Genomic DNA, 22,619 nt, shown 5'->3' on the forward strand with positions numbered 1-22,619 from the left:
TCACCTGATGAGAGGCGCCCCGCGCGGCGAACCGCGCGGGGCCATCCCGAATCCGCCCGCATCCCGGCTCAGTGGAACTCCGGCTGGAGCCCGTGGGCCAGCATGGTCAGCTGGGCGGCAAGGAAGACGTCGACAAAGCGGTCCGCCAACGCCGGGGTCTGAGAACACATACGCACCCATTTCGCAGCGCGATCGGGGTAGCTCACCGTGTCCATCGAGAAAACCTCGGCGCCGAAGCGATACTCGGTCGGCGTGGCCTGGCTGTTCTGCTGCTGCGACATGGTGTTGCTCCTCGTAGACGCCCGGTTGGGGCACACCGCAGCGACCGGAATCCAGTCGCTGCGGTGTGCCCCAACGCGAGCGCGTGTGGGGCAGTACGTCATGCACGCACGTGAACCTGCGAGGGTGCCAGGTGGATCGCCGGCGCCGTATTGCGCTTGGCCATCTCCAAGACATCCGCGTAGTCCACGAACTTTTCGGGAGCCCCGCCGATCGCGTCGACGAGGATCTTCCCCATGGCCGGCTCGGCCGCGAGATCGAGAAGGATCGTGCGAGCCTCCTTCTGCTCCTGCGCCGAACCACAGATGGCGAGTGCCAATGCCAGCAGCAGGCGGCGACGTTCGACCCTCAAGTCGAACAACTCGTCCTGCCGCTCCTTTGCCTGAATGCCCATACGAACTCCTGAAGCATGGCTTCGGTAAGCCCCGGGCAGACGGCTCGCCCCGGCGGGGAGAGACCCGCGCGGGGAGAGGAATGAATGGGTCGGACGGGAGCGAACTCCCGTCGACGATCCGTTGTGAGATCAGAGACCCAGCGCCACGGCGTCCGCGGCCGCCTGTGCGGCGATCGGGGCATCCGCAGCGAAACGCGGGTATTGCAGGGTCAGACCACGCATCTGCGTGGAGAACTGCGTGGCCACCTTGGCCTGCTCGCCCGCCGACATCCCTTTGAGGATGGCGATCGTGGCTTCGCAGGTGCCGGGACGGCCCAGCTGACTCAGGACACTCTCGAGCCTTTCGACGTTGCTCAACATTTGCCTTACTCCTTTGATTGAGAGCGCACCCCACCCTGGCGGGTTGGTGTCCCGCTCGGACGTGGAATGCCGCAAATGCGGCGGAAATCAGTGCTCGGTGAACCGACGCGACATCTCGAAGCTGGCGAGGAACTCGCCGCAGTGAGGATCACGAAGGTGACGTTCCAGCTCGCGCCGGACGTTTTGCTCTTCCTGGCGACGAATCGCGTTTGCTACGGCCTCGCGAGCGTTGCGCTCGTACAGATCGAGGCGAATGGTGCCATTGCGCATGATGTGTGCTCCCGTACCTGAGAGAAGGTCCGACAGAGCACGACCCTGACGGGGCGTGCCCGTCGGGGTCGATGATATGAAAGGCTTAGATGCTGCCTTCCACCTGCAGGTGACGCTCGAGGAGCGCATCCTCACTGGCCCGCTGCGCCGCTTCCAGGAGTCCCAGACGGAACTTCTTGAGGCGAGCGCGGAACTTGCGCTCCTGGGCCATCTCTTCCTTGCGCTGGCGCGCTGCCTGCTCGATCGCCAGGGACTGGCGACGAACGGACTCGGCACGGCGCTGCGGATCGGTCGAACGAACCGCCATGGGTTCGCCGGCCTTGCGGAGCTTCGCACTGCTGATCGACATCCACCAGGAGGCGGCGTCGTTGGCGGTCAGCGTCTTCTGCTGCTGGCCGGCTTTCTTGCTGGACTTCGTATCGCGATGATCGCTGGCAGCGGTCACTTCGAACGGGAGGTCCAAGGCTTTCAGGTCGAGGATCGGCTCTTTGGCCGAAGGACGAACTGCAAGGACGGATTCCGGCGACAGAACAGGGGGCGTCATGTCGACATCGGTCGGGGCAGCGGCATTGGCCGACGCTTTGATCGTGGAATCGTCCTTCTTGGACATCATCTCCTTTGCCTTATGGGTCGGTGCGATGCCGAGAAACATCATCGCCCTGCCCACGAACATCATGCCGATGAAAACGATCGACAACAGTCCGACGAACTGGATAACCATGGAACTTCTCCTTCTCAAATACGGACCCAATCGCTGGTCCAAGCGAGTCGCACGAGGCGACCATTTGCTCTGTTGGCGGCACCGCCTTGCTGATGCGCGCGCTGGAAAGCGCGCATAGGCAAGCCGGCGCGAAACGCGCAACGGCAAGAGAGGAGAGGTGATTCGAAGATTCGGAATACGGCAGCAAAGCCGTGGCGCTGGAGTAGCGCTTGTTTCGGCGGCTCGGTCGCGGCGCTGTTCGCCGCTGACTCTTGCCGCGACACCGCATCGGGGGTGTGGACCGGCGCCTGATGAAACTAGGCGCGAATACAGCCTAGCCGCGCGCCCGTGGCGTTGTCAACGGCCGGCAGGCGTCACTGCAGCTGCACCGGGCGAGCCATCAGGCTGGAGCGGATCGCCCCTACCCACGAATCCAGGTTGACCAGCCCGCGCACGTCGCGCGTCGGGCGGAACGATTGCACTGGCAAGGAGGGAAACTCGCGGGCCTCGGTGGGCTCCAGCAGCCCCACGCGGTCAATGAGGCCGATCGCCCTGGCATCGTCGGCCACCCAGACCCGGCCCGACCACAGGTCGGGGGTGTCTCGATTCAGCTGCGGGCGCCTGGCGATCACCTCCGACTGAAACACCCGCATCGCCGATTCGGCCAGTTGCTGGGCAACGGCCTGCTGCGCCGGCGTGTCGAGGGCGTAGGGCGACAGCATGGTCTTGAGCGGACCGGAGGCGTAGGCGTACGAGGAAACGCCAACCTTTTTCATGAGTCCGTCGTATTTCAGCCCCTCGATGATGACGCCGATAGATCCGACCATGCCGGTCGCGTTGGCCACGATCTCGTCGCCGTGCAACGCGATCATGTAGCCGGCGCTAGCGCCCAGGCCGTCGATGACCGCCACCACCCGCCGTCGCTGCCGGTTCGCCTTTGCATCCTTCCCGGGCGGCATCAGCTTGCACGCATCCACAGCGGCACCGATTCGCTCAGCGTCACCAGGACTGCCCCCGGGCGAGTTGATGTGCAGCACGAGGCCCTTGACGTTGGGCTGCTTGCAGAGGCTCTGGAGCATCGGCACGACGGTGTCCGCACTGGTCACGTTGCCCGCGCCGATCTGCCCGTCGATTTCCAGCTGCGCCACCGTCGGTTCGATCACGGTCGGATGAACCCCGAAGGCGGTTCCATAGATCAGCGCCCAGATCATCAAACCCAGGAGAAACATCAGCACGAGGCCGCCACGCTTGACGAGGGACCACAAGCCTCCGCTGCGCCGTTCGCGCGTGACGGTCGTAATGAACTTTAGGAGCGCCGGCTCCAGAGATTCCATGACCACGGCAAGCCGCTCGCTCGGCGATGGCGGTGTGGGAATCGGGTTCGGCGGGAGCTGTTGGTCAGGCACTGTCGTCTTTCCGTGTCGAGGCGGTCCGGCGTTGCAGCCAGGACCGTAGAACCGGCTCCATCTCCTCGATGTAGTCCGGATTGATTTCGCGGCCAAACAGAATCGAGAGCGCGCCTCCCGATTGCTTTTTCCCACCTGCCTTCATTTCGCCAGGGCCGCGTAGGCGAAGGTCGGCCTCCGCCAGCTCATAGCCGTCGTTTGTCCGGACCATGACGCCGAGGCGCTCACGCACATCGTCGGAAGCGGGCTTCATGAGCAGCATGTCGAAGTTCCCGACGCCGCCCTCCCGGGCGAGGCGGCCGCGGAACTGATGCAACGTGGTCAGTCCGAATCGTTCTGGGTGCACGACCACGACGCGTCGCATGTCAGGGATGTCGATACCGACCTCGATGACACTCGTGCAGATGCCAATGCGAGCAGTGCCGTCGCGCAGGTCCGAAATATGGCTCGCCACGAGCGTGCCTTTCGTCCGCCCCGTGAGGACCCGCACCTGGCCGGGAAACGCTTGCTCCCACTTGTCGCGTGCCGCTTCGATGCTGCGCAGCTCGCCACCGCCCTTGCTGCTGATGGCGGGATACACGACGAGCACCCGACCGCCGCGGTCGATGGTCTCGCGCACGCCCTGGAAGAGCCCCCGCATAGCGTCCTTCTCCCACAGCTTCGTGGAGATGCGCTTGCGCGTGTGGCCCTCGCGCAGGTGAACAGTGTCAATGAGGCCGAACTTGGCCAGCGCCATCGTGCGCGGAATCGCGGTGGCCGTCACTTCCAGCTGATGGGCTTCCCCGCTCGCGAGCTGGCGGCGCTGGGCCGCGCCCAGCTTCTGCTGTTCGTCGCAAATCACGAGGTCGAACACACCCACGTCGCGATTGAGCATGGCAGTGGTGCCCACCACGAGCGCGGCATCCCGCGCCGGCGCATTCGCCTCACCCGTGACCAGCGCTACCGAAAGATCCGTGAACACGGAACCGGCGACATCCACTACCTGGCGCGCCAGCACTTCATTCGGTACCAGCACTGCGACGCGTCCTCGCTGATCAATGACCGCGGCGGCAATGGTGAGGTAGGTGAGGCTCTTGCCGGTGCCGGTATCGCCGCTCAGGAACGCGGTGCTCACCGTGCCGCGACTGAACACGGCGGCGAGCTTGGCTACCGCCGCGCGTTGGGATGGGCTCGGCGTGAACTTCCACTGGGTCAGGCGTGCATCCGGGGCCAGCGCCATGGCGCGGCGGGGCCTTGCTTCCCGCTCATGCGAGTCCACCAGCTGCTTGAGTGTCACCAGCGCCGCAAAGCGCTCCATGGCCTCGATAGCCAATCGACCGGTGATCGGATCGTGCGGAAAGTGTGCTCGCACGATCAACCGTGCGAACCCGTCGACACCGGCGGGAACCCGGATCGCCGCAAGCATCTCGGGCACCGTGGCCAGCCCCTGTAGCAGCGACCCACAGCGGTGTTCAGCATCCGGCAAGTGGTCGCGCAGTAGCGAGACGACCCGGTCCCGAAGCGTGTCCGAGCGCATGCGCTTGCCGAGACCGCCGTAGTTCGGACGGCACCGGTCGCGCCAGCGCCGCTCCACCAGCGTGGGGCCGCTGATCTGCCAGTGCCCGTTGAACTGGCTCAGCTGGCCTTGGACCGCGACCAGGCGACCGGGCGTCAGGGTTGCGGCAACCTCCCGCGCATCACCGAACCACGTCAACGTCACCACGGTGCCGTCGGCCAGCGCGATCGGCACGGTGGTGCGCGGTGAGCCGCTGCCAAAGTGGCTCTCCGGCGTGCGCCTGACCTGTCCTTCCAAGACGACCGAAATGCCTACATCGAAGCCGAACGCGTCGTCTTGCACGTTGCGGAAGTCTGCGAAGGATTCGGGAAGCAGGAAAGCCACGTGCCACGGTTCAGTGAGGCCGACCTCGACGAGGCGGCCCAGCGCCTCGGCCGCCTGCGGCGGCGAGGTGCTTGTGGCTGCGCTGGGAGATACGCTGGCGTTCACTAATCGGTTGCTTCGAAGTGGCCGTCCTTGACCTGATACCACTGATCGGCGACGACGCCAGCCTCGCCGACGCGCGCCGTCAGGACCGTCACGGCGCCGTCCGCCACGACATCCAGGGCGACAAACTGGGCCCCGTCCGCGCCGCGATAGCGCGTACCGGCGCGCCCGATACCGACGCTGCGCTGGCCGAGGTCGAGGAAGCCGGCGCTCTCCACCATCACCCTGGCGCCGGCACCGACCTTGATCCTGGTCATACTGCCGGCCGCTATGATGGCGCCATCGCCGGCCTGGATCTCGGCATTCATGCCAGAGGCGATCGTGGCATAGCGATCGGTCAACACTTTCGAGCCGTCGCCTACCGACAGGCGAGCGAACTCGTTCGCCTGCACTTTGCTGTCGCGCCCGGTCGCGACGGTGGCGCCGGCATCCAGGTGAAGCTCCGCCCCGTCCGCAACCGCCACGGTGGCATGGGGGCCTGCCTCGACTTCGCCGGCGCTGCCCGAACTCAGGACCGCAAACGCACCACCGCGGCGCCGTCGTCCCAGGTAAGGCATGCCCGCAGCTCCGTGATGATGGAGGTACCGCAGCGCGTCGGCGCGCGCACCGTCGCAGACTACCGTGGCATCGAACACCAGCGCGCCGTGGTCGCTCGTTTCGACACGCTCGGCCTCCAAGATCAACCAGCGTGGCGCCTTCGGATTGATTCCGTACAGCGGACCGCAACCCCAAGCCAGCGCCGGATGCCCGTTCGGCGCGGTGAAGCGCTTGCCCGCCACCATGGGCGTTCCCTCCTTGGACCGGGCATGCGCGTCGCAAGCGGCCAGGTAGAGCACGACGGCGACCCGCGGCGCACCACCGGCGACGGTCGTGTGGCCGTCGCCCGTGGCGTAGCTGAGAATCTCGCGCTCGGTCGTGGTGGTCAGGGCGTAGCCTCGTCAGTTCGATACCGCACTGTGGCGTGCGCTAGCGCCGACATACAAGGAAAGGCCCAAGATCGCGCAGCCGGCTATGCCAATCAGCGCCCACAACGGCACGCCGAGCACGCTTACTTGCGCGATGACCTCCGTAAGCGTGACCCATGGCACGCGGGGATCCGGCGAGGGCTGACTCCACAAGAAGACCGACGTCGCAAGCGCGCTGGTTGCGACACCCAGCAATGGAACATTGAAGATTTCCCGGATTGCATTGGCGAAGCCGGCCAAGAGAGCGCCGAGGACGATGACCGGGGAAAGGAACATCACAAGGATCAGTTCGAGCAGCGCGATCATGGAAGATTCCTCTAGTTAGGCAGCTACCGGCTGCACGTCGCCTCCGGCATTCTGGCGGGCGTGCTATACATCGTAATCCGCCTGCAGCCGGACGCACGTATTGAGGGATCCCTTGCGTCAGCTGGTGACGCTGCGAAGGCGTCGGAATGGGTTGGCCAGCTTCTTTCGCAAGGCGGGACTCGGCTCGAAGGTGACGACGCGCCGACGCTTCTCGCCGAAGGCTGTTTGCTCCAGCGGCACGAGTCGACCGAGGAGCGGCAGCGAGACCGTTTCGTTGGCCTGCAATTCGTTGCTGGTCAGAATGCCCAGCTCGCGCAGCACGCGCGACACGTCCGCCGTTGGAACGCCGGTCTTTTCGTGGATCAGGAATACGAGATGGACGGTCTTCATCGTGCGGGCGAAATCGTTGCCGTGGCCTCAGGTGCACGGCCAGTCTACGGGCGCCCCCGACATCGGGCGTGCGCGCCACGCCCGCCTGAACGCCATGCTCGCGGCCCGTCGGTGCGGCGACTTGCCTCATGCGCCGGAGCACCCACGGTTGAAGTGCCGGCAGACCTTCTCGCAATAGCCCCGGTCGCGGGTGCGGCGCGGTGCTTCCCCGCGGGCCAGGGCGTGATAGCGCAACACCAGCGCCGCCAGCTGGCCATCCGTGAGGAGGGCGACACGCTGCCAGCGGATGCGCGTTCGCCCTGGTGTGCCATAGCGAACGTAGCCGAACGGCTCTACCGGCACGCCCCGCAGCGACGCTGGCGGGTTGTGCCGCAGAATGGCGGCATAGACGGACAGCTGGATCCTTTCGGCGGCCGGGTGGGGAAAACGGAGCCCAGACTTGTCCTCTCGAACCACCAGCGTGCCGCGCGCCGTGAGGTAGACGACATCCGGCCTTCCATGAAGCTTGAATGGCGACGTCATGGCCAGCGCCACATTGGATTCGACCACCCGCGCGTTGGCCAGGTCGGCTGGGCGCCGACCCTCGGCCCTCGCATAAGGGTCGCCTGCAGACCGCAAGGCCATGGCCAGCACGGTCGCCGCCACGATCAGCACACATACCCAGAGCAGCATCATGGCCGGCTCTCGATACGCGTGACGAGGCGATTCAGCACCCAGCGCGCCGCCGCGCCGAGACGCGGGCAACGCTGCAGCACCGGAACCAGGCGAGGTGACAGGGCGTAATAGCAGCGAACGACGGCTCGGCCGGCGCGGGTCGGGAGAAGTGAGCGGTCCCGCCAGCGCCGCAAGATGTCCGTCTGCGGCGCATCCGGGCCATAAACCGCTGAGGCGATGAAGCATCGCCGATCGGTTGCCGCTCCGCGCAGCGCAGCCAAGCGGGCCCGTTCATGGGAAGCGGTGCCGGCATCCAACCAGCGGCGCTGGTCCGCCGTTGCGCGACCCTTCCCGTTCGTCCGGTCCAGGGCAGCCTGCTGCTCGCACAGACCCAGCGTGGCCAGTTCGGTGGCGGAGATGCTGTCGTGCTTGGACAAGCTCAATCTGATTCCCCTGTACCGTCCAGGCAAGCGACGATCTTGAGGTCGTAACCTGGGCCGCGCGCGAAGGTGCTTCCGGTCAGCTGGTAGGCGAAGCGGTGGTGGCCAGGCCCAATGGGCAGCTGTCCATCCTCGCCCACTGCATTGAACCAGACCATGCGCTCCCGCTGCCCATCAGGGAATGCCACGTCCATCTGCAGGTGCTTGTTGTCCCTGCCGAGAGGGCGGATGCGACTAACTTCGCCGGCCACGACAAAGACGGGCTCGGGAAAGCCACGGCCGTACGGCGCCAGCTCTGCCAGCTCCGCGGCGGCCTGCCGCGACGGGCGCACCGGCAACTTGCCATCGTGTTCGCGCGGCGGCGGCGGCCTATCCGCCAGAGCGTCCTGTACCGCCAGCTCCCAGGCGATCGCGAACTGGGATACCAACGCCCGGGGGACTTTGACGCCACCAGCCATCGCATGACCGCCGTACCGAAGGTTCAGTTGCGGGTATTCGCGCGCGATGCCGTCGAGGAGGTGCTTGACGTGCGCCCCCTTCACGGAGCGAATGGACCCGGTCATCCAGTCCGGGTCACCTTCAACCGGGCTCAAGCAGACCGTTGGTACACCGAAGGTGTCCACGATCCGACTCGCGGTAATGCCATGCACGCCGGCGTGCCCACCCGTGTAGAACGGCAGGCATAAGGCGGGAGCGCCCTGATCCATCTGCGGCTGCGCCATCTCCATGGCGCGTTCGGTCAGCTCGGCCTGGACGCGCTTGCGTTCGAGGTTCGCGTCATCGAGCGTTTGCACCCAGGCATAGGCCTCGCGCAGGTTGCTCGAACACATCGCCTCGATGCCGCGCTTGGCATCGCCAAGGCGCCCGACGGAGTTCAGGCGCGGCACGATCTGGAAGGACAGCGAAGTTGAAGTCCACTCGTTGCGCACGAAGGGCGCGAAGGCTTCCCAGATGGCCTGGCCGCCTCGCTCGATGCGCTCCAAGCCCTGCTGCACGGCCCAGCGGTTCGCGTGGCTCATGCCAAGGTCCACGCAGTCGCCGCACGTTGCGACCGCGACGAAGCTGAGGAGATCCACCAGCTGCGCTGGTGTGCCGTGAGGCAAACCGCGGCGGGCCAGCTCACGCTGCAGCGCCACCATGACGTACCACGCCACCATGGCGCCGCAGATCGTTGGATCGCCAAATGCGGTGGCGTCGTCGCGCGCAGGATTGACGCACGCAACGGCCGATGGCGGCGGCCCTTCCTCCGGCAAGTGATGGTGGTCCGTGACGACGGTCTTGACCCCATGGCGCGCTAGCTCGGCGACGCGCGGCTCATCGGTCGAACCTTGGTCCGCAGTAAGCACGCACGTCGGCCTGGGGTCGAGCGCAAGGATGCGTTCCACCAGCTGGGAGGACACACCATAGCCTTCCTTGAGGCGATGGCTGGTGACCACGTGCAAGCGCTCCGGGGGCACCGCGAAGGCCTCGGTCATCGCGCGCCAGATCACCAGTCCAGAGTTCTGGCCGTCGGCGTCATGGTCGAGCACGGCAGCAATGACTTGCCCCTGCTCGATGGCATCGGCGAGGCATGCCGTCGCCAGGGCAATGTCCGGCAGCGCGCTCGCACGCGGAAGGTCCGCGGCCCGCGGGTTGATCAGATCGGCCAGGCGCCCATCGGGAAGGCGATTCAGACGACCGGCAATCACGGTCGCCTGGAGGTGCGAACGACCCTCCGCCACGGCGGCCTCGTACACGGCGTCGGCGAGCGGGCGTGCGGCCCATGGACGGGTGGCTCTCGAAGCGGTGGTTTCTTGCAAGGCGCTATTCATGCCTTCAACGGTGCCACACGCCGGTGCTGCGGCAACCGCGCTGGTCGTCCGTCCGCTGGTCGCGCTGGGACGCGCGGCCGGCGCAGACAAGCGTGCCGCCCGCGTCCGGCCATGACGCGCCATCGGCCGATCGGAAGCGCGCTGGATGCCGGTTGCCGGAATCCGGCTCCGTGGCAAAACGGAATGACTCTCCACGGAGTTCCCTCATGCTCGACCACGATACCGCAGCGGCGCTGCCCGCTTGTGATCCCTTTGCGTCCCGTCTTCTCGCGCTGCTGTCGTGGCCGGGGGAAAGCGCGAGCCCGACGGCCATCCCGGACGAGGCGGTTGAGCCGACGCCTGTTGTCAATTCGCCCAACTACCGGATTCCCGCGGACCTCGCCTTCGGCCAGGGCGGTCCGAAAGCACGCGCCTTGCGGAACATCGTGGCGATCCAGACTTTGCACGCGGTCGAGGAGGATGGCCGCGCACCAACGGCGGCCGAGCAGCGCGCTCTGGCCGCCTACGTCGGCTGGGGCGGTCTGCCGCAGGCTTTCCGGCTGCCCGACGGGTCCGTGAGCGCCGGCTGGCACGCGGTGGTAGAGAACCTTGAAGACCTGTTGTCGGCGGCCGAGCTGGCCGACGCGCGGCGCTCGACGACGGATGCCCATTACACGCCCCGCGTGGTGGTCGAAGCGATCTACGCCGGCCTGCAGCGCCTCGGCTTTCGCGGTGGGCTGGTGCTCGAACCGGGTTGCGGGGTCGGGTACTTTCTCGGGCTCATGCCGCCTTCGCTCAGCCAGATGACGGTCTGGACGACGGTCGAGCTGGACGCGATCAGCGCTGGCATTACCCGCCGGCTGTACCCCGACGCAACTCACCTGCATGCCGGCTTTCAAGACGTGGCGCTGCCCGCCGAGCACTTCGACCTGGCGCTGGGCAATCCGCCGTTCGGCTCATCGAAGCCGCACGACGCCAGCAATCGCGACCTGGCCGGATTCACACTGCATAACTACTTCGTCGCCAAGAGCCTTCGGGCGCTGGCTCCGGGCGGCCTGCTCGCGATGGTGGTATCCCAATCGCTGATGGACAAAGCCTCCGGGCGCGAACGGGCATGGCTCGCCGCACGGGCGCACCTGCTGGGGGCGATCCGCCTCCCGAACAACACGTTCACGGCCAACGCCGGCACGACTGTTACCACCGACATTATCTTTCTGCGGCGCGCGCTACCGGGTGAGACGCCGGACGCGGCGGCGTGGACCGACGTGGTCAACGTGCCGGCTGCCGAGGGTGCGGTGGCCATCAACCGGTACTTCTCCGATCACCCGGAGATGCTACTGGGCACCATGGCGATGGTCAGCGGCCCCTACGGTCCCGAACAGGCCCTGATCCCGCACGATGGCGCCGTGCTCGCCGACCTGTTGGCCGGTGCGATGGCTCGCCTGCCCCGCGACGTGGCGCGTACGGTTGTCTCGCGCAAGCCCGCGGCGACGACACCGCCGATCCCCGACGACATTCCCGTGCTGGGGCACTTCATCGCAGAGAACGGTTCGATCTGGCATCGCCAGCCGGATGTGCTTGGTCGTCGCACCGCGACGCCGGTCCATGCGGAAGGCCGGGCGGACGAGCGCTTGCGCGGCCTGATCGACCTCGCGGCACGGCTGCGCGCGCAGATCGCCGCCGAGCTGGACGATGCCGCTCCCGCGACCTTGACGCAGATGCGCTGCGGCCTTGAGCGCGCATATGACCGCTTCCAGCGGCAGTTCGGGTACCTCAATTCGCAGTCCAACATCAGCGCCTTCGAGGATGACGCGGCGGCGTACCTCGTGCGCGCCCTCGAAATTGACTACCAGCGCCTCGACGCCGTTGAAGCGGAACGCCGTGGCCTCGCCCTGCCCCGTGGACGGCAGACGCTCGAACTGGCGACCAAAGCCCCGATCCTCCGTGAGCGCGTTCTGCACCCGGCGGTAGAGCCGAACCCCAGTACCGCCGCCGACGCGCTGGCGGCGAGCCTCAATCGCTGCGGACGCATCGACCTCGCGTGGATGGCCGGTACGCTCGGGATTCCAGCCGCCCAGGTGATCGCGGAGCTGGGCGACCGAGTGTTCCGGACGCCCGAAGGCGAGTGGCAGGAAGCCAACAAGTATCTCAGCGGCAACGTCAAGGCCGCTCTGGCTGCCGCGCGGAAGGCCGCAGCGAGCGATCCGACGATGGATCGAAACGTCAAGGCACTCGAAGCGGTGCAGCCGGCCGACCTGTCACCTGCGGACATTCACGTTGCCCTTGGCTCACCTTGGGTGCCCGCATCGGACTACGCTGCCTTTGCCGCCGAGGCGATCGGCTTGACCGACGCGAAAATTTCGCTGCAGCAAGCGCTCGGGCGCTTCGTCCTCGTGTCACACGAAGCCGGTCACGCCCGCTTCGGCACCGAGAAGTGGTCTGCCCGCGAGATTTTCGAGAAGGCGCTGTCTCGCGAAACTATCGTCGTCAGCGTCCTCAAACCGGACGGCCGCACCGTGATCGACCACGAAGCCTCGGAAGCGGCCCGGCAGCAGGCGCTGATGATGCAGGATGCCTTCGCGGAATGGATCTTCGCCGACGCTGAACGCCGGGAGCGGCTGGCGAGGGTCTACAACGACACCTTCAACACCGACGTCCCCCGCGTCTACGACGGCTCGCACCTGACGTTCCCCGGCAAGGTCAGCGACAACGTCATCTGCCTTCGCCGCCATCAGGTCAACGCGGCCTGGCGGATGATCTGCGATGGCGTGGTTCTGCTTGACCATGAGGTCGGCAGCGGCAAGACGTACACCACGATTGCGGCCTTCATGGAAATGCGCCGCATGGGACTGGTGCGCAAGCCGCTGTTGACGGTTCCTAACGCACTCGTAGACCAGTGGGCTCAGGAGGCATTGCGCCTGTACCCGGCGGCGAAAGTCCTGGCGGTAAGCGACCGCGACTTCCAGAAGGACCGCCGCAAGCTGCTGTTCGCCCGCATCGCAACCGGTGACTGGGATATGGTCATTGTTGCCCATAGCCAGTTCACGCGCATCCGCGTCCCGTCGTCCTTCCAAAAGTTCTACCTGCAAGAACGAGTCAACGAACTGACCGCAGTCCTGGCGACGCTGCAGGCCGAGGGCGCGGGACGGCGCACGGTCAAGCAGGCAGAGAAGGCTCGCGAGGCCTACCGCGACCGCCTCAAGGACAAGGTTGACGCCGTGAAACACGACGATGACACGGCGTCGTTCGAGGACATGGGAATCGACGCCCTGGCGGTAGACGAGGCGCACCTGTTCAAGAATCTTGCGTTCGCCACGCGGCGCCGCAACGTGGCCGGGCTCGGCAATCCCGCTGGCAGCCAGCGCGCGGAAGACCTCTACCTCAAAGTGAGGTTCCTGCAGCACGAAAAGGCGAAGCCGTCGGTGTTCTTCCTCACCGGCACGCCGATTGTCAATTCGCTGGTCGAAATGCACGTTATGCAGCGATTCCTCGCCACCGATGCCCTGCAGCAGCGCGGCATTCTGGCGTTCGACTTGTGGGCCAACTGCTACGCCGAAGAATCGGTCTCCTTCGAGATTGACTCCTCCGGTTGCGGGCTCAAGCCGAAGACCGTCCTCAAGCGGTTCCACAATCTGCCGGAGATGATGGCGATCTATCGTCGTTTCGCCGATACGATCACCTTGGCACAGCTCAAGCGAATCCATATGGAGGCCGCCGGGCAGCCGTGGCCTGTGCCAAAGATGGAGAACGGTCGGCCGGAGAATGTCGTCGTTCCCTGCGGTGAGGCGTTGGAGCGCTACATCCAGGACACCATCATCCCGCGCATGCAGGCCATCTCCGGCGAGAAAGGCGATCGCCCCGACCCGCGCGAGGACAACGCGCTGAAAGTCACCAATGACGCGCGACTGGCGGCGCTGGACTTGCGCCTGCGCGTGCCGGACGCCGAAGACGATCCGGCCTCGAAGGTCAACGTCGCTTGCGGTCGCATCTTCGCGATCCACCAGCAGTGGGTCGAACGTCGCGGCACGCAACTGGTCTTCTGCGACCTCTCCACGCCGCAGGCGGCGGTGGGGCGGGAGCGGGCGACCTACCTCGCCCTGGTGGCTCGCGCCGACGCTGGCGACGAGACCGCGCAGCGCGCCATCGACGCGATGAGCCCGGATGTGGCGCTCGCGGTGTCCTCCCGATTCAGCGTGTATGACGATCTTCGCGCAAAGCTGATCGGGATGGGCGTGGCCCCCCGCGAGATTGCCTTCATCCACGATGCTCACACCGATCTACAGCGGCGCGCCCTGTTTGACCGGGTCAACCGCGGCGAAGTTCGCATCCTGATGGGCAGTACCTCGAAGATGGGCGCCGGCATGAATGTCCAGTCCCGACTCGTCGCCCTGCACCACCTGGACACGCCGTGGCGGCCGGGCGACGTCACCCAACGCGAAGGCCGCCTGCTGCGGCAGGGCAACCTGTTCTATTTGGCCGATCCAAAAAACTTTGCCGTGACCATCATCCGTTATGTCACCGAGCGGACCTTCGACTCACGCATGTGGCAGCTGCAGGAGCGAAAAAGCGCGATCATCGAGCAGATGCGCACGGCGGAAGGCGGCTGGCGCGAGGTTGACGACGTTCTGAGTCAGGCGGCATCGGCTGCCGAGCTGAAAGCGGCGGCGACGGGCAATCCCCTTATCATCGAACAGGTCGAGTTGGAGGTTACGGTCAAGCGCCTGCGCTCGCTCGAAAGGCTGTATCGCTCCCACGTCTACGATGCCGAGGCGACCATTCGACGGTTGACGCACGGCACTACCCCCGACAGCCGTCTCGCCGATACTTTGTCGCGGCTCGACGCGCTGGAAGCGCATGCATCGAGCTATCCGCGCGATCCGTTCACGGTGACGGTTGGGGCACAGCACTTCAATGACTTCCGCGCTGGCGCCAATGCGCTCGGGGAAGCCGTTGCATCGGTCATGCGTGAAAGGATCAGCAGGCACCGCGTCGTTGGCGTCTACCGTGGCGCCGCCGTCGAGGTCGATGGCTGTCGCGGCGTCGGCGTGGTCAGCCTGGTGGCGCGGGATGATGGGAGCAGCTTCGGGCAGACGGAAGTGCCGATCGACACCCAAGGACGCCTCAGCGCCTCCGGACTCATGGCCCGGCTCGACAACTTGTTCCGTAACTTGGCCGAGCGCCGGGAGAACGCGAGGGCGGAACACCGGCATCAGCAAGCGCGCCTCGCCGACCTTGGCGAACTGGTTTCCCAGCCATTCCGACAGGCTGCAGAACTGGCGGCCGCCGAAGCGAGGCTGCGGGTCGTGACCGGACTGCTCGTGGAGCGTGGCCGTGTATCGACGGCCCCCAAGTCGTCGAACGATGGGACGGTGCCTGTAGCCCAAGCAGCGTGACGCTTGCGCTAGACCGCGCCCGTGGAACGGTGGTGCACGTACACCGTGCACCCCTGTCCTGAGGCCACCATGCAAGCCGACCTTCCCTTCTCCACGCCCCCGACTCGGCGCAGGCGCTTCGGCGCCTCCGTCATCGTTGACGGCCACTCGCTGGGGCTGCTAACCGAAACGAATCAGCTCACCCCGGCCATGCGCGCGCACGGGATCACCGCCGCCGACCTCAGCCCGGTCCTGACCGGACGCCGGTGCGGGCGGCAGTTCCTCTGCAACGGTGAAGTGGTCATTCGTCGCGTGCTGCTGATGCCGGCTGGTCGTCGGCACGCCCAGGTCAGGTCGGGTCGCTTGCCGAAATAGGCGGTCGCGGTATTCCTGACCTCCCCTCTCCACGGGCACCAACGATGACGACCTCCGAACACGATTACGAACACAGCACCGGCGAGACGCGGGTAGTCCCGCTGTCAAGCATCAGCGTGCAGCCCGGCTTCAATCCCCGGCGCGCCTTCCGGCCCGCCGACATGGACCGGCTGGTTGCCTCGATCCGCGAGCAGGGCGTGATCCAGCCGCCGCTGGTGCGCCCGCGCCACGACGGCGAGGAGGGGTTCTGGCTGGTCGCGGGTGAGCGGCGCTTCCGCGCATGCACCCTGTTGAACAAGGCGGAACTTCCCGTGCTGGTGCGCGAAATGGACGACGCCCAGGCGCGACTTGCGGCGCTGTGCGAGAACATGGACCGAAAGGACTTATCCGCCGCCGAGGAGGCCATTGCCGCGCGACATGCGCTCGACCTCGCCGGCGGCGACAAGGCGGCCACCGCCTCCCAGCTTGGCTGGTCCGCAACGAAGCTGGAGGCGCGACTGTTGCTGCTGACCGCCTCCGCTGCCGTGCTGCAGGCGCTTGCGGACGGCGCGATCCACGTTGGCCATGCCGAGCTGCTGGCCGGCTTGCCGGAGGCGTCGCAAGACAAGGCGCTCGGTCGCATCATCGAAGGTCAGGTGTCCGTGGCCGACTTGCGCGAGCAGGTCAAAGGCATCGTGATTCCGCTCAGCACGGCGATCTTCGACACAACCGCCTGCGCGAAGTGTCCGTTCAACACCCAGCTGCAGGGTTCCCTGTTCGGCGATGCCGTGGCCGGCGCCCACTGCAAGAATCGCGCGTGCTTCACCGCCAAGACCAACGAGGCTATCGAGGCAAAGCGCGCGGCACTGGCCGAGGAAGTCGGCACGGTCGCGCTGTCCACCGAGAAGGACCCCGACAGCTACGTCCCGCTGGTGGTCAACGGCGAAGGCGGCGTGGGGCGCGCGCAGTTCGAGCAGTGCCGCACCTGTCAGCACTTCGGCGCACTCATTCACGCAAAGGCCGATGGTCGGCTAGGCCAGGTCGAGCGCCCGATGTGCTTCGAGCGCACCTGCCACAGCCAGAAGGTCGCGGCACACGCCGCCGAACTGGCCGCACTAGCGGAGGAGGCGTCCGGGAGCAGTCCCGTCGCGGCGGGAAACCCGTCGCCTGGCACCGCTCCGGCTGGCAAGGCCAAGGCGAAACCCAAGGTCAAGCCGGCCCCGAAGAAGGCCGCGCCCGCCGCCTCTCCCTCCGGCGCACGCACGGCCATGAAGCCGGCCTTTGTCGCTGCCGCGCGCGAGCTGCTTACCACTGATCCGCGCGTGGGATTGGCCCTCGCTGTGATGGCCTTGTCCAAGGTCGCGCGCGAGGCTGGTCTGGACCCAGCGACCGCCCCACGGCCCACGCCGGAGGAGAGCGTTGCGACTCTGCTGAAACTCGATGCGAACGCGCTGGCGGCGAAGTACCGCGAGGTCTGCGAGCAGCTTGTCAGCGGCGACCTGCGCAGCGCATACAGCCGCAACGACGTCTTCCCGATAGTTATTGCGGCGCGCGTGACCCAGGCGTTGCAAGGCGGGCCGGGATCGCACTTCAAGGTCACCGCAGAGTTTCTCGCGGCGCACACCCGTGAGGGCATCAGCGCCCTGCTGGCCGAGAGCGGGTTCGAGAAGTGGCTCAAGGAACAGGAGGACGGCGCGGCCAAGTGGAAAGCCCTCATGTCGTTGAAGAAGTCCGAACTCCCCGCCGCTGTGATGGAGAAGGGCTTCGAGTGGGCGGGCTTCGTGCCGGCCTCGGTGCAGAACGTCACACCGCGCAGCCTCGTCGGGGTGTGACGAGCCGTTCGCTCGCCGCGCCCGAACTTGCCCGAATGGCGATGCGCAGTAGCGTCGCCATCAATCCCGACCGGAGATTCCCATGACCCTGCTCGATCGTTTGGCCTCGCCCCTGCGCGACGGCGACTCCCTGACCCTGCACATCACGCGCCACGGCGCAGCGACCGACGTGCTCCTTACCGCTGCCATCAAGGGGCAGACCATCGACCACGACGACGCTGCGGTGCGTCAGCTGGTGGTCGCCCTGACCGCCCCGCTACTGGTCACCGTCCCGCAGGGTGAGTCGCTAGGCGACGCCCTTGGCGCGGCGCTGGAAGGCATCGCGCCGGCTCGCGGCGCCGCCCGGAAGGCGCTGGAGGAGCGCGTGATCGCCTTGCAGGACGCAACGGTCGGCGCGAAGTCGAGCGCCGTTCCGGCCAAGTCGCCGAAGGCCAAGGCGGCAGCGGCGACCAGCGTCCCGGTCGCGCCGGTCGTCGAGGGCGACGCCAACGAGGAGGCACCCGCTGCGACACCCGCCGCGTCGCCCGACACGCCCACAGCGCCTGCTGGCGTCCCGACCTTGTTCGACTGATCCCCACATCCCCGGATGTATCCATGGCCACGTCCCGCAGCCTCACTCGCATGTTCCGCATCGGAACCAACCTCGTTCCTGACCCGGCGCCGGATCGCAGCCCGGAGGAAGCCTTCGCGATGCTCGCTGTCGCTTGGCCCGCCGTCGCTCACTACACGCTCGACGCGCCGGTGGTCGAGGGCGAGAACCTGGTGTACGCCGGCATCAAGCCGCCAGCACAGACGAAGGGCCGCCAGACCCTACGCATGGCGCTACCCGCCGAGCACGCCTGAACCATGGCCGCCCAGCGCACGCCCCGCGCGTGCACCGAACAACGCTCCGCCGCTGCCAAGACGAGAGCAGCGCTGCGGGCCATCGACGCCTGGGGCAACGCATCGTCCACTGCCACTTACAACGAGGACTTGCATCGCGGCGTGGCTTCGGTACTGCTGCGACTGTCCCGTCGCCGAGCCAGTTGCGTGGACCCCTTCCGGATTCCCATGGCATGACGCCGATCCGGTTCGTCCACCTACCGACCAGTGCGCTCGCCACGGTCGGCGCGATGGCACACGCAGCGGTGCCCCGGATGGAACCGCTGGCCCGCTCGCGGGTTGCTGCAGCGATGCGCACCGCCGTGCTGGCGGGCCGCCTACGGCCTTCCGCTGTACTTGCGGCCCTCGGTGGCGGCCCCGACGGCGCAGACGCGCCGGTGATCGCGCTCGCTGAGCGCCGAGCGCGCCAACAGGTCCGGCGGCTCGGCCCCCGCCCGTCACTACCCGACGATCTGCGCTGCCCGTTCGATCCTCGCTTTGAGTCTCAGGGCAAACGCCAGGACATGCGGCTGTGGTTGCGTCGTCTCGTGCAGGCAGGTGCGCTGACCGGTGACGACGTCCACGGCGCGCTTCGCGATGGCGGCGCGGCCGTGGCTGACCTCATCACCCGCTGGATTGATGGGGAACTCCAACGGCAACTGGCTGCCCTGCTCGGTGCAGTCGGTGTGCAGGCCAGCGCGGACGAGCTGCGGATGAAGTGGCACATCTACCCGGCCTGCGCCGTGCTCGACCGAGAGGACCCGGATCGTCCCGCCGGGACGCTCGTGCTGGTGCCTGACGATGAACCGGCCGGCTTCTCTCTGCTGCGTCTCGGCGATACATCGGCGGTTGCCGGCTTCGAGCCTGTGCTGGATGCGCTGCACTTCCTCCACCTTTCGTTCCTCGCCCTGGTCTGGCCCAACGACCTCACGTGCTCCGATTTCCCGGATATGTTTCTCGAGGCGACCGGAGGCTACGCCGCTGAGTTGGTCGCGGACGACGGCGAGGTCACGCTGAGCCAGGACTTCCTCGACCACCTGTCGGAGGAGTTCGATTACGAGGTCGATGATCCCGAGCGGCGCGATGCCCTGACCCGACTGCTGCGCGTGCAGCACCATGCGCGTACCCGAGTCCGGGCCGCTTCCTCCGTGGAGCAGGCCGAGTCTCTACTTGAACAGATGGCGGAGGCCGCCCCCCGCGATGCAGGGCCGCTGCGCGCGATGAGGCGACTGCTGACGCTTTCGCAACCGACTCGCGCGGACCGGCTCGCGTCACAGAAGACCGAACTTCACGCCTTGGACGAGGAGGCCCAGCTGGTCCTGACGCATGTGATTTCGGCGGACCTCTCCGGCTTCGAGGATGCGGTGATCGAGGATTGGTCGGATCTCAACATGCAAGTCGGCGCGGAAGGTGCGTTCACCGTCTCGCACCGCGATCCCATGCTGGCGCTGCGTCTTGCGGTATCTGACGTGTGTCGTATCACGGTGCTCGACCTCCTCCTGTCCCGCTATGTGAGCGCCCATCAATGACCACGCCCCTGGAACCCCAGCTCGCCCTGATCGTTCACGGTTCTCCCGGTGGACTCTCCGAAATGGGCCGATTTCCGTGCGTCCTCTCGCTGCATGCGATTCGCCACGATGCGGACCAGCGCGCAAGCCTGGACGCGGGCCGATTGCTGACCGAGGCGGAGGCCGCCGAAATTGGGAGCGCGCTGCTCCTTGCTGATGGGCGCGCCTCCCAGCGCGGCGAGTTCATCCCGGCCACGCTGCTGCGCGAAACCCCGACCAGCCTGACGTGGTTCCGCCCGCCGCAACGTTCGACGCAGTACTGGCGGACCAAGGACGGGCGAACCACCATCAATGCTGTCCTGCCTGGACTGGTCTTCCACGTCGAGAGCCGTGTGCTGTTCGTAGCCGCCTACGCGGGCGGCGAACGCCCTCACCGTGGCACGGAGCTGTTCCACGCACCACTCGGCAACGTGTACGCGGACGGCCGCATCTGCACCGGGAATGCGACGCTCCCCGAGACCGTCGATCACGCCAGCATGGCCGCATGGGAGCGCGTATTGCTCGGGACCAATTACGCGCACATCAACCATACGCACACCCTTCGTGATGGCGCCACCACCGAGCAACTGGTGGCGTTCTGGACGCGCCGTCAGCGCTACGCCACGCCACCGGCTGCGAAGCTCCTGCGGCCATTGGCCCCCACCCTTTCCGATTGGCTCACGTCCCTGACGGAGGACGACTCGTGACCGCGATCGCCACCAATCAGCCGGGTCCATTGGACATGGCCGTGCTCGCTGCCATGCCGCTCGCCGCCGTGCCCCTGGACGGGCGATTCGTCGCGCTGGAAACCGGAAGGCGGCTGCTGGCCGCGCGCGACGGGTTCTATATCGAGGCCGCCAATGCGAGCCTGTACGTGCGCTGGCGCATCGCCGCGTGCGTCACGCCGTGGGGTCCAGTCACCGACGCGATCAGGCTGCGGCACGGCCCGATCCCACTCTCCTTTGCGCACCAGCTTGGGAAGGCGGCACGCGAAGCACACCCACGGGAAATGGCAGCTCTCGTGCTTGCCGACTCCGACGGTGCCTACTCGCTGCGCTTTCCACCCTCCCAAGCCACCGGCGCCAGCGTGTCCTACTCGGACGCGGACTATGCAGAGGACGCGCTGGTTATCGACGCGCACAGCCACGGCCAGTTCCCTGCCATTTTTTCCCGTATGGACGACGACTCGGATCGCTCCCGGTTCGGGCCGCATCTGAGTGTCGTGTTCGGTCGGTGCAATCCGGGAGGCCAATTCGAATACGCCGTTCGCTTGTGCGTCGGCGACTACCTCCTTCCGATTCCCGAAGCGACGTTCGAGGAGCTGTTCGCATGAGTGCCCAACGTTTCCCGACCCCCGAGGCCTTCCTCGGCGACCGTCCGATCCGTGTGCTCTTGGCCGGTGCCGGCGGGAACGGATCCATGTTGGCCGACGGCTTGGCTCGCTTGGACTGCGCGTTGCGCGCGCAGGGGCATCCCGGCATGGCCGTGACGGTATACGACGATGCTCTCGTTCGAGAGGCCAACATCGGCAGGCAGCGCTTCACCCATGTCGATGTGGGACACCCCAAAGCGACGCTGCTGGTGCATCGCCTGAACGGATTCTACGGGGTTTCGTGGGAGGCCGAAGTCCAGCGCCTGCCCGAGAGTCCGCCGCGTGCGGACCTGGTGATCGGGTGCGTTGACCTCGGCTGGTATCGCCACGCGCTGGGAAAGGCGAACGCCAAGCGACAAACCGACGCGCTTTACCTTGACCTGGGCAACGGTGCCTCCCGAGGGCAAGTATTTTTGGGCCATCTCGGCCAGCCGCAGAGCGGCCTGCGCTTGCCCAACATCTACGACCTCTATGGTGATGGGCTGCTGACCGGCGACGACGGCGACCTGCCAAGCTGCAGCCTTGCCGAAGCTCTGACGCGGCAGCGTTGGTCCATCAATCCACTGGTCGCGCAGGTAGCCCTCACCATGCTCGATGATCTTCTCCATCGCGGTGGTCTCGACGTGCATGGCGCCTATGTCAGGCTCGACCCGTTGAGCGTGACCTCCCTGCCGATTGATCCCGAGCAGTGGAAGCTGCTCGGCTATCAGCCCTGAGTCCGCACTGCGAGCCGCCGACCGCGCGGCCCCTTGCCAGAAATCGCGCCGGTGCGATGGTTCTCGCACCCACCACCGGAGCGATCACCAATGGCCAGCAAGCTGTATTTCCTCCTCGCAGACCTCCTGCCGATTCTCGCCCACGCGGAGGCCGCGCCGGCGCAGCAGGTGTCCTTCGCCCAGCTTTGCGACAAGTCGCTGTGGAAGCCCGGCACCGTCGCCCAGCCCGGTGGGTACTGCACCAGCGACGACATCGACCAGTCGAAGATCGCGCCGCAGGTGTTCTTCGTGAAGGACGAAGGTGCCTATCTCATGAGCGCTGGCAACCCGCGTCAGCTCGTCCCCGGTCACGACACCCGCAGCGTCGTCGCCTATGCCGATGGCTGTGACCCGAACAAGAACCCGGACTGGTGGGACGAAGTGACCTCACGCTGTGGCGGCGACGATTTCGGTTTCGACGTGCCGACCGCGATGCTGCGCACTGCCATCGCGAGGAAGCCCGGCGCCACGCAGCTGTGCATCAGCCTTGGGAAGCGCAACATGAGCTTCACCGCGCGCTGATTCGCGTCGCGGCGTCGTGCTGCCGAAGGCCCCGCGAGGGGCCTTCGTCGTGCCCGGCTGCGGCGCCGC

Annotated in this window: 23 protein-coding genes; 10 read left to right on the plus strand and 13 right to left on the minus strand. The window is 66.6% G+C overall.

From position 1 onward, the window contains the following. Window positions 1–68 precede the first annotated feature (68 nt). From R2APBS1_RS09310 to R2APBS1_RS09370, 13 genes are all read right to left on the minus strand, one after another. The gene (locus tag R2APBS1_RS09310; RefSeq protein ID WP_157769716.1) at window positions 69–281 is read right to left on the minus strand and encodes a hypothetical protein; all 213 of its coding nucleotides are present in this window, start codon (window positions 279–281) and stop codon (window positions 69–71) included. Between the two features lie 98 nt (window positions 282–379). Next, window positions 380–673: a hypothetical protein gene (locus R2APBS1_RS09315; protein ID WP_015447755.1), complete on the minus strand. Its 294-nt coding sequence runs from the start codon at window positions 671–673 to the stop codon at window positions 380–382. Window positions 674–802: 129 nt separating this feature from the next. Continuing rightward, complete coding sequence (locus tag R2APBS1_RS09320; RefSeq protein WP_015447756.1) at window positions 803–1,033, minus strand: hypothetical protein; 231 nt, start codon at window positions 1,031–1,033, stop codon at window positions 803–805. Between the two features lie 87 nt (window positions 1,034–1,120). Continuing rightward, on the minus strand, window positions 1,121–1,303 hold the full coding sequence (locus R2APBS1_RS20080; protein WP_015447757.1) for a hypothetical protein: 183 nt from the start codon (window positions 1,301–1,303) through the stop codon (window positions 1,121–1,123). 85 nt (window positions 1,304–1,388) lie between these two features. Further along, window positions 1,389–2,024 (minus strand): hypothetical protein, encoded by a 636-nt coding sequence (locus tag R2APBS1_RS09330; protein WP_015447758.1) that lies wholly within the window; start codon window positions 2,022–2,024, stop codon window positions 1,389–1,391. Between the two features lie 353 nt (window positions 2,025–2,377). After that, window positions 2,378–3,409 carry a S49 family peptidase gene (locus R2APBS1_RS09335; RefSeq protein WP_157769717.1) on the minus strand — a complete coding sequence of 344 codons (1,032 nt, stop codon included), beginning with the start codon at window positions 3,407–3,409 and terminating at the stop codon, window positions 2,378–2,380. Continuing rightward, window positions 3,402–5,393: a DEAD/DEAH box helicase family protein gene (locus R2APBS1_RS09340; RefSeq protein ID WP_015447760.1), complete on the minus strand. Its 1,992-nt coding sequence runs from the start codon at window positions 5,391–5,393 to the stop codon at window positions 3,402–3,404. Before R2APBS1_RS09340 ends, R2APBS1_RS09335 begins: the two co-directional genes overlap by 8 nt. Then, complete coding sequence (locus R2APBS1_RS09345; protein WP_157769718.1) at window positions 5,393–6,226, minus strand: hypothetical protein; 834 nt, start codon at window positions 6,224–6,226, stop codon at window positions 5,393–5,395. The genes R2APBS1_RS09340 and R2APBS1_RS09345 overlap by 1 nt, the downstream gene beginning before the upstream one ends. Before the next feature lie 102 nt (window positions 6,227–6,328). Next, complete coding sequence (locus R2APBS1_RS09350; protein WP_041676728.1) at window positions 6,329–6,661, minus strand: hypothetical protein; 333 nt, start codon at window positions 6,659–6,661, stop codon at window positions 6,329–6,331. 117 nt (window positions 6,662–6,778) lie between these two features. Continuing rightward, on the minus strand, window positions 6,779–7,051 hold the full coding sequence (locus R2APBS1_RS09355; RefSeq protein ID WP_015447761.1) for an HU family DNA-binding protein: 273 nt from the start codon (window positions 7,049–7,051) through the stop codon (window positions 6,779–6,781). 126 nt (window positions 7,052–7,177) lie between these two features. Beyond that, complete coding sequence (locus R2APBS1_RS09360; RefSeq protein ID WP_015447762.1) at window positions 7,178–7,726, minus strand: PD-(D/E)XK nuclease family protein; 549 nt, start codon at window positions 7,724–7,726, stop codon at window positions 7,178–7,180. Continuing rightward, the gene (locus R2APBS1_RS09365; RefSeq protein ID WP_051061167.1) at window positions 7,723–8,142 is read right to left on the minus strand and encodes a CFI-box-CTERM domain-containing protein; all 420 of its coding nucleotides are present in this window, start codon (window positions 8,140–8,142) and stop codon (window positions 7,723–7,725) included. The genes R2APBS1_RS09360 and R2APBS1_RS09365 overlap by 4 nt, the downstream gene beginning before the upstream one ends. Before the next feature lie 2 nt (window positions 8,143–8,144). Continuing rightward, window positions 8,145–9,956, minus strand: coding sequence for a single-stranded-DNA-specific exonuclease RecJ (locus R2APBS1_RS09370; RefSeq protein ID WP_015447764.1), 1,812 nt, complete (start codon window positions 9,954–9,956; stop codon window positions 8,145–8,147). A gap of 206 nt (window positions 9,957–10,162) precedes the next feature. Between R2APBS1_RS09370 and R2APBS1_RS09375 the strand changes: the two genes are divergently transcribed. The 10 genes from R2APBS1_RS09375 (at window position 10,163) to R2APBS1_RS19305 (ending at window position 22,550) form a co-directional block, all read left to right on the plus strand. Beyond that, window positions 10,163–15,328, plus strand: a complete 5,166-nt coding sequence (locus tag R2APBS1_RS09375) for a helicase-related protein (RefSeq protein WP_015447765.1) — start codon at window positions 10,163–10,165, stop codon at window positions 15,326–15,328. A gap of 69 nt (window positions 15,329–15,397) precedes the next feature. Then, window positions 15,398–15,682, plus strand: a complete 285-nt coding sequence (locus R2APBS1_RS09380) for a hypothetical protein (protein WP_015447766.1) — start codon at window positions 15,398–15,400, stop codon at window positions 15,680–15,682. 44 nt (window positions 15,683–15,726) lie between these two features. After that, on the plus strand, window positions 15,727–17,493 hold the full coding sequence (locus R2APBS1_RS19295; RefSeq protein WP_015447767.1) for a PRTRC system ParB family protein: 1,767 nt from the start codon (window positions 15,727–15,729) through the stop codon (window positions 17,491–17,493). An 82-nt stretch (window positions 17,494–17,575) separates the two neighbouring features. Continuing rightward, complete coding sequence (locus R2APBS1_RS09390; RefSeq protein ID WP_015447768.1) at window positions 17,576–18,064, plus strand: hypothetical protein; 489 nt, start codon at window positions 17,576–17,578, stop codon at window positions 18,062–18,064. Window positions 18,065–18,087: 23 nt separating this feature from the next. Continuing rightward, window positions 18,088–18,336 carry a PRTRC system protein C gene (locus R2APBS1_RS09395; RefSeq protein WP_015447769.1) on the plus strand — a complete coding sequence of 83 codons (249 nt, stop codon included), beginning with the start codon at window positions 18,088–18,090 and terminating at the stop codon, window positions 18,334–18,336. Between the two features lie 212 nt (window positions 18,337–18,548). Further along, window positions 18,549–19,883, plus strand: coding sequence for a hypothetical protein (locus R2APBS1_RS09400; RefSeq protein WP_015447771.1), 1,335 nt, complete (start codon window positions 18,549–18,551; stop codon window positions 19,881–19,883). Beyond that, complete coding sequence (locus R2APBS1_RS09405; protein WP_015447772.1) at window positions 19,880–20,608, plus strand: PRTRC system protein B; 729 nt, start codon at window positions 19,880–19,882, stop codon at window positions 20,606–20,608. Before R2APBS1_RS09400 ends, R2APBS1_RS09405 begins: the two co-directional genes overlap by 4 nt. Beyond that, on the plus strand, window positions 20,605–21,234 hold the full coding sequence (locus R2APBS1_RS19300; RefSeq protein WP_015447773.1) for a PRTRC system protein A: 630 nt from the start codon (window positions 20,605–20,607) through the stop codon (window positions 21,232–21,234). Before R2APBS1_RS09405 ends, R2APBS1_RS19300 begins: the two co-directional genes overlap by 4 nt. Further along, entirely contained in the window at window positions 21,231–21,989 is a 759-nt protein-coding gene (locus R2APBS1_RS09415; protein ID WP_015447774.1) for a PRTRC system ThiF family protein, read from the plus strand. The genes R2APBS1_RS19300 and R2APBS1_RS09415 overlap by 4 nt, the downstream gene beginning before the upstream one ends. A 90-nt stretch (window positions 21,990–22,079) precedes the next feature. Beyond that, a complete protein-coding gene (locus tag R2APBS1_RS19305) occupies window positions 22,080–22,550 on the plus strand; it encodes a DUF3085 domain-containing protein (RefSeq protein ID WP_015447775.1) in 471 nt (156 codons plus the stop codon). The last annotated feature ends 69 nt before the right edge of the window (window positions 22,551–22,619 follow it).

Origin of the sequence: Rhodanobacter denitrificans (genome assembly GCF_000230695.2) — a bacterium.
Classification (GTDB): Bacteria; Pseudomonadota; Gammaproteobacteria; order Xanthomonadales; family Rhodanobacteraceae; genus Rhodanobacter; species Rhodanobacter denitrificans.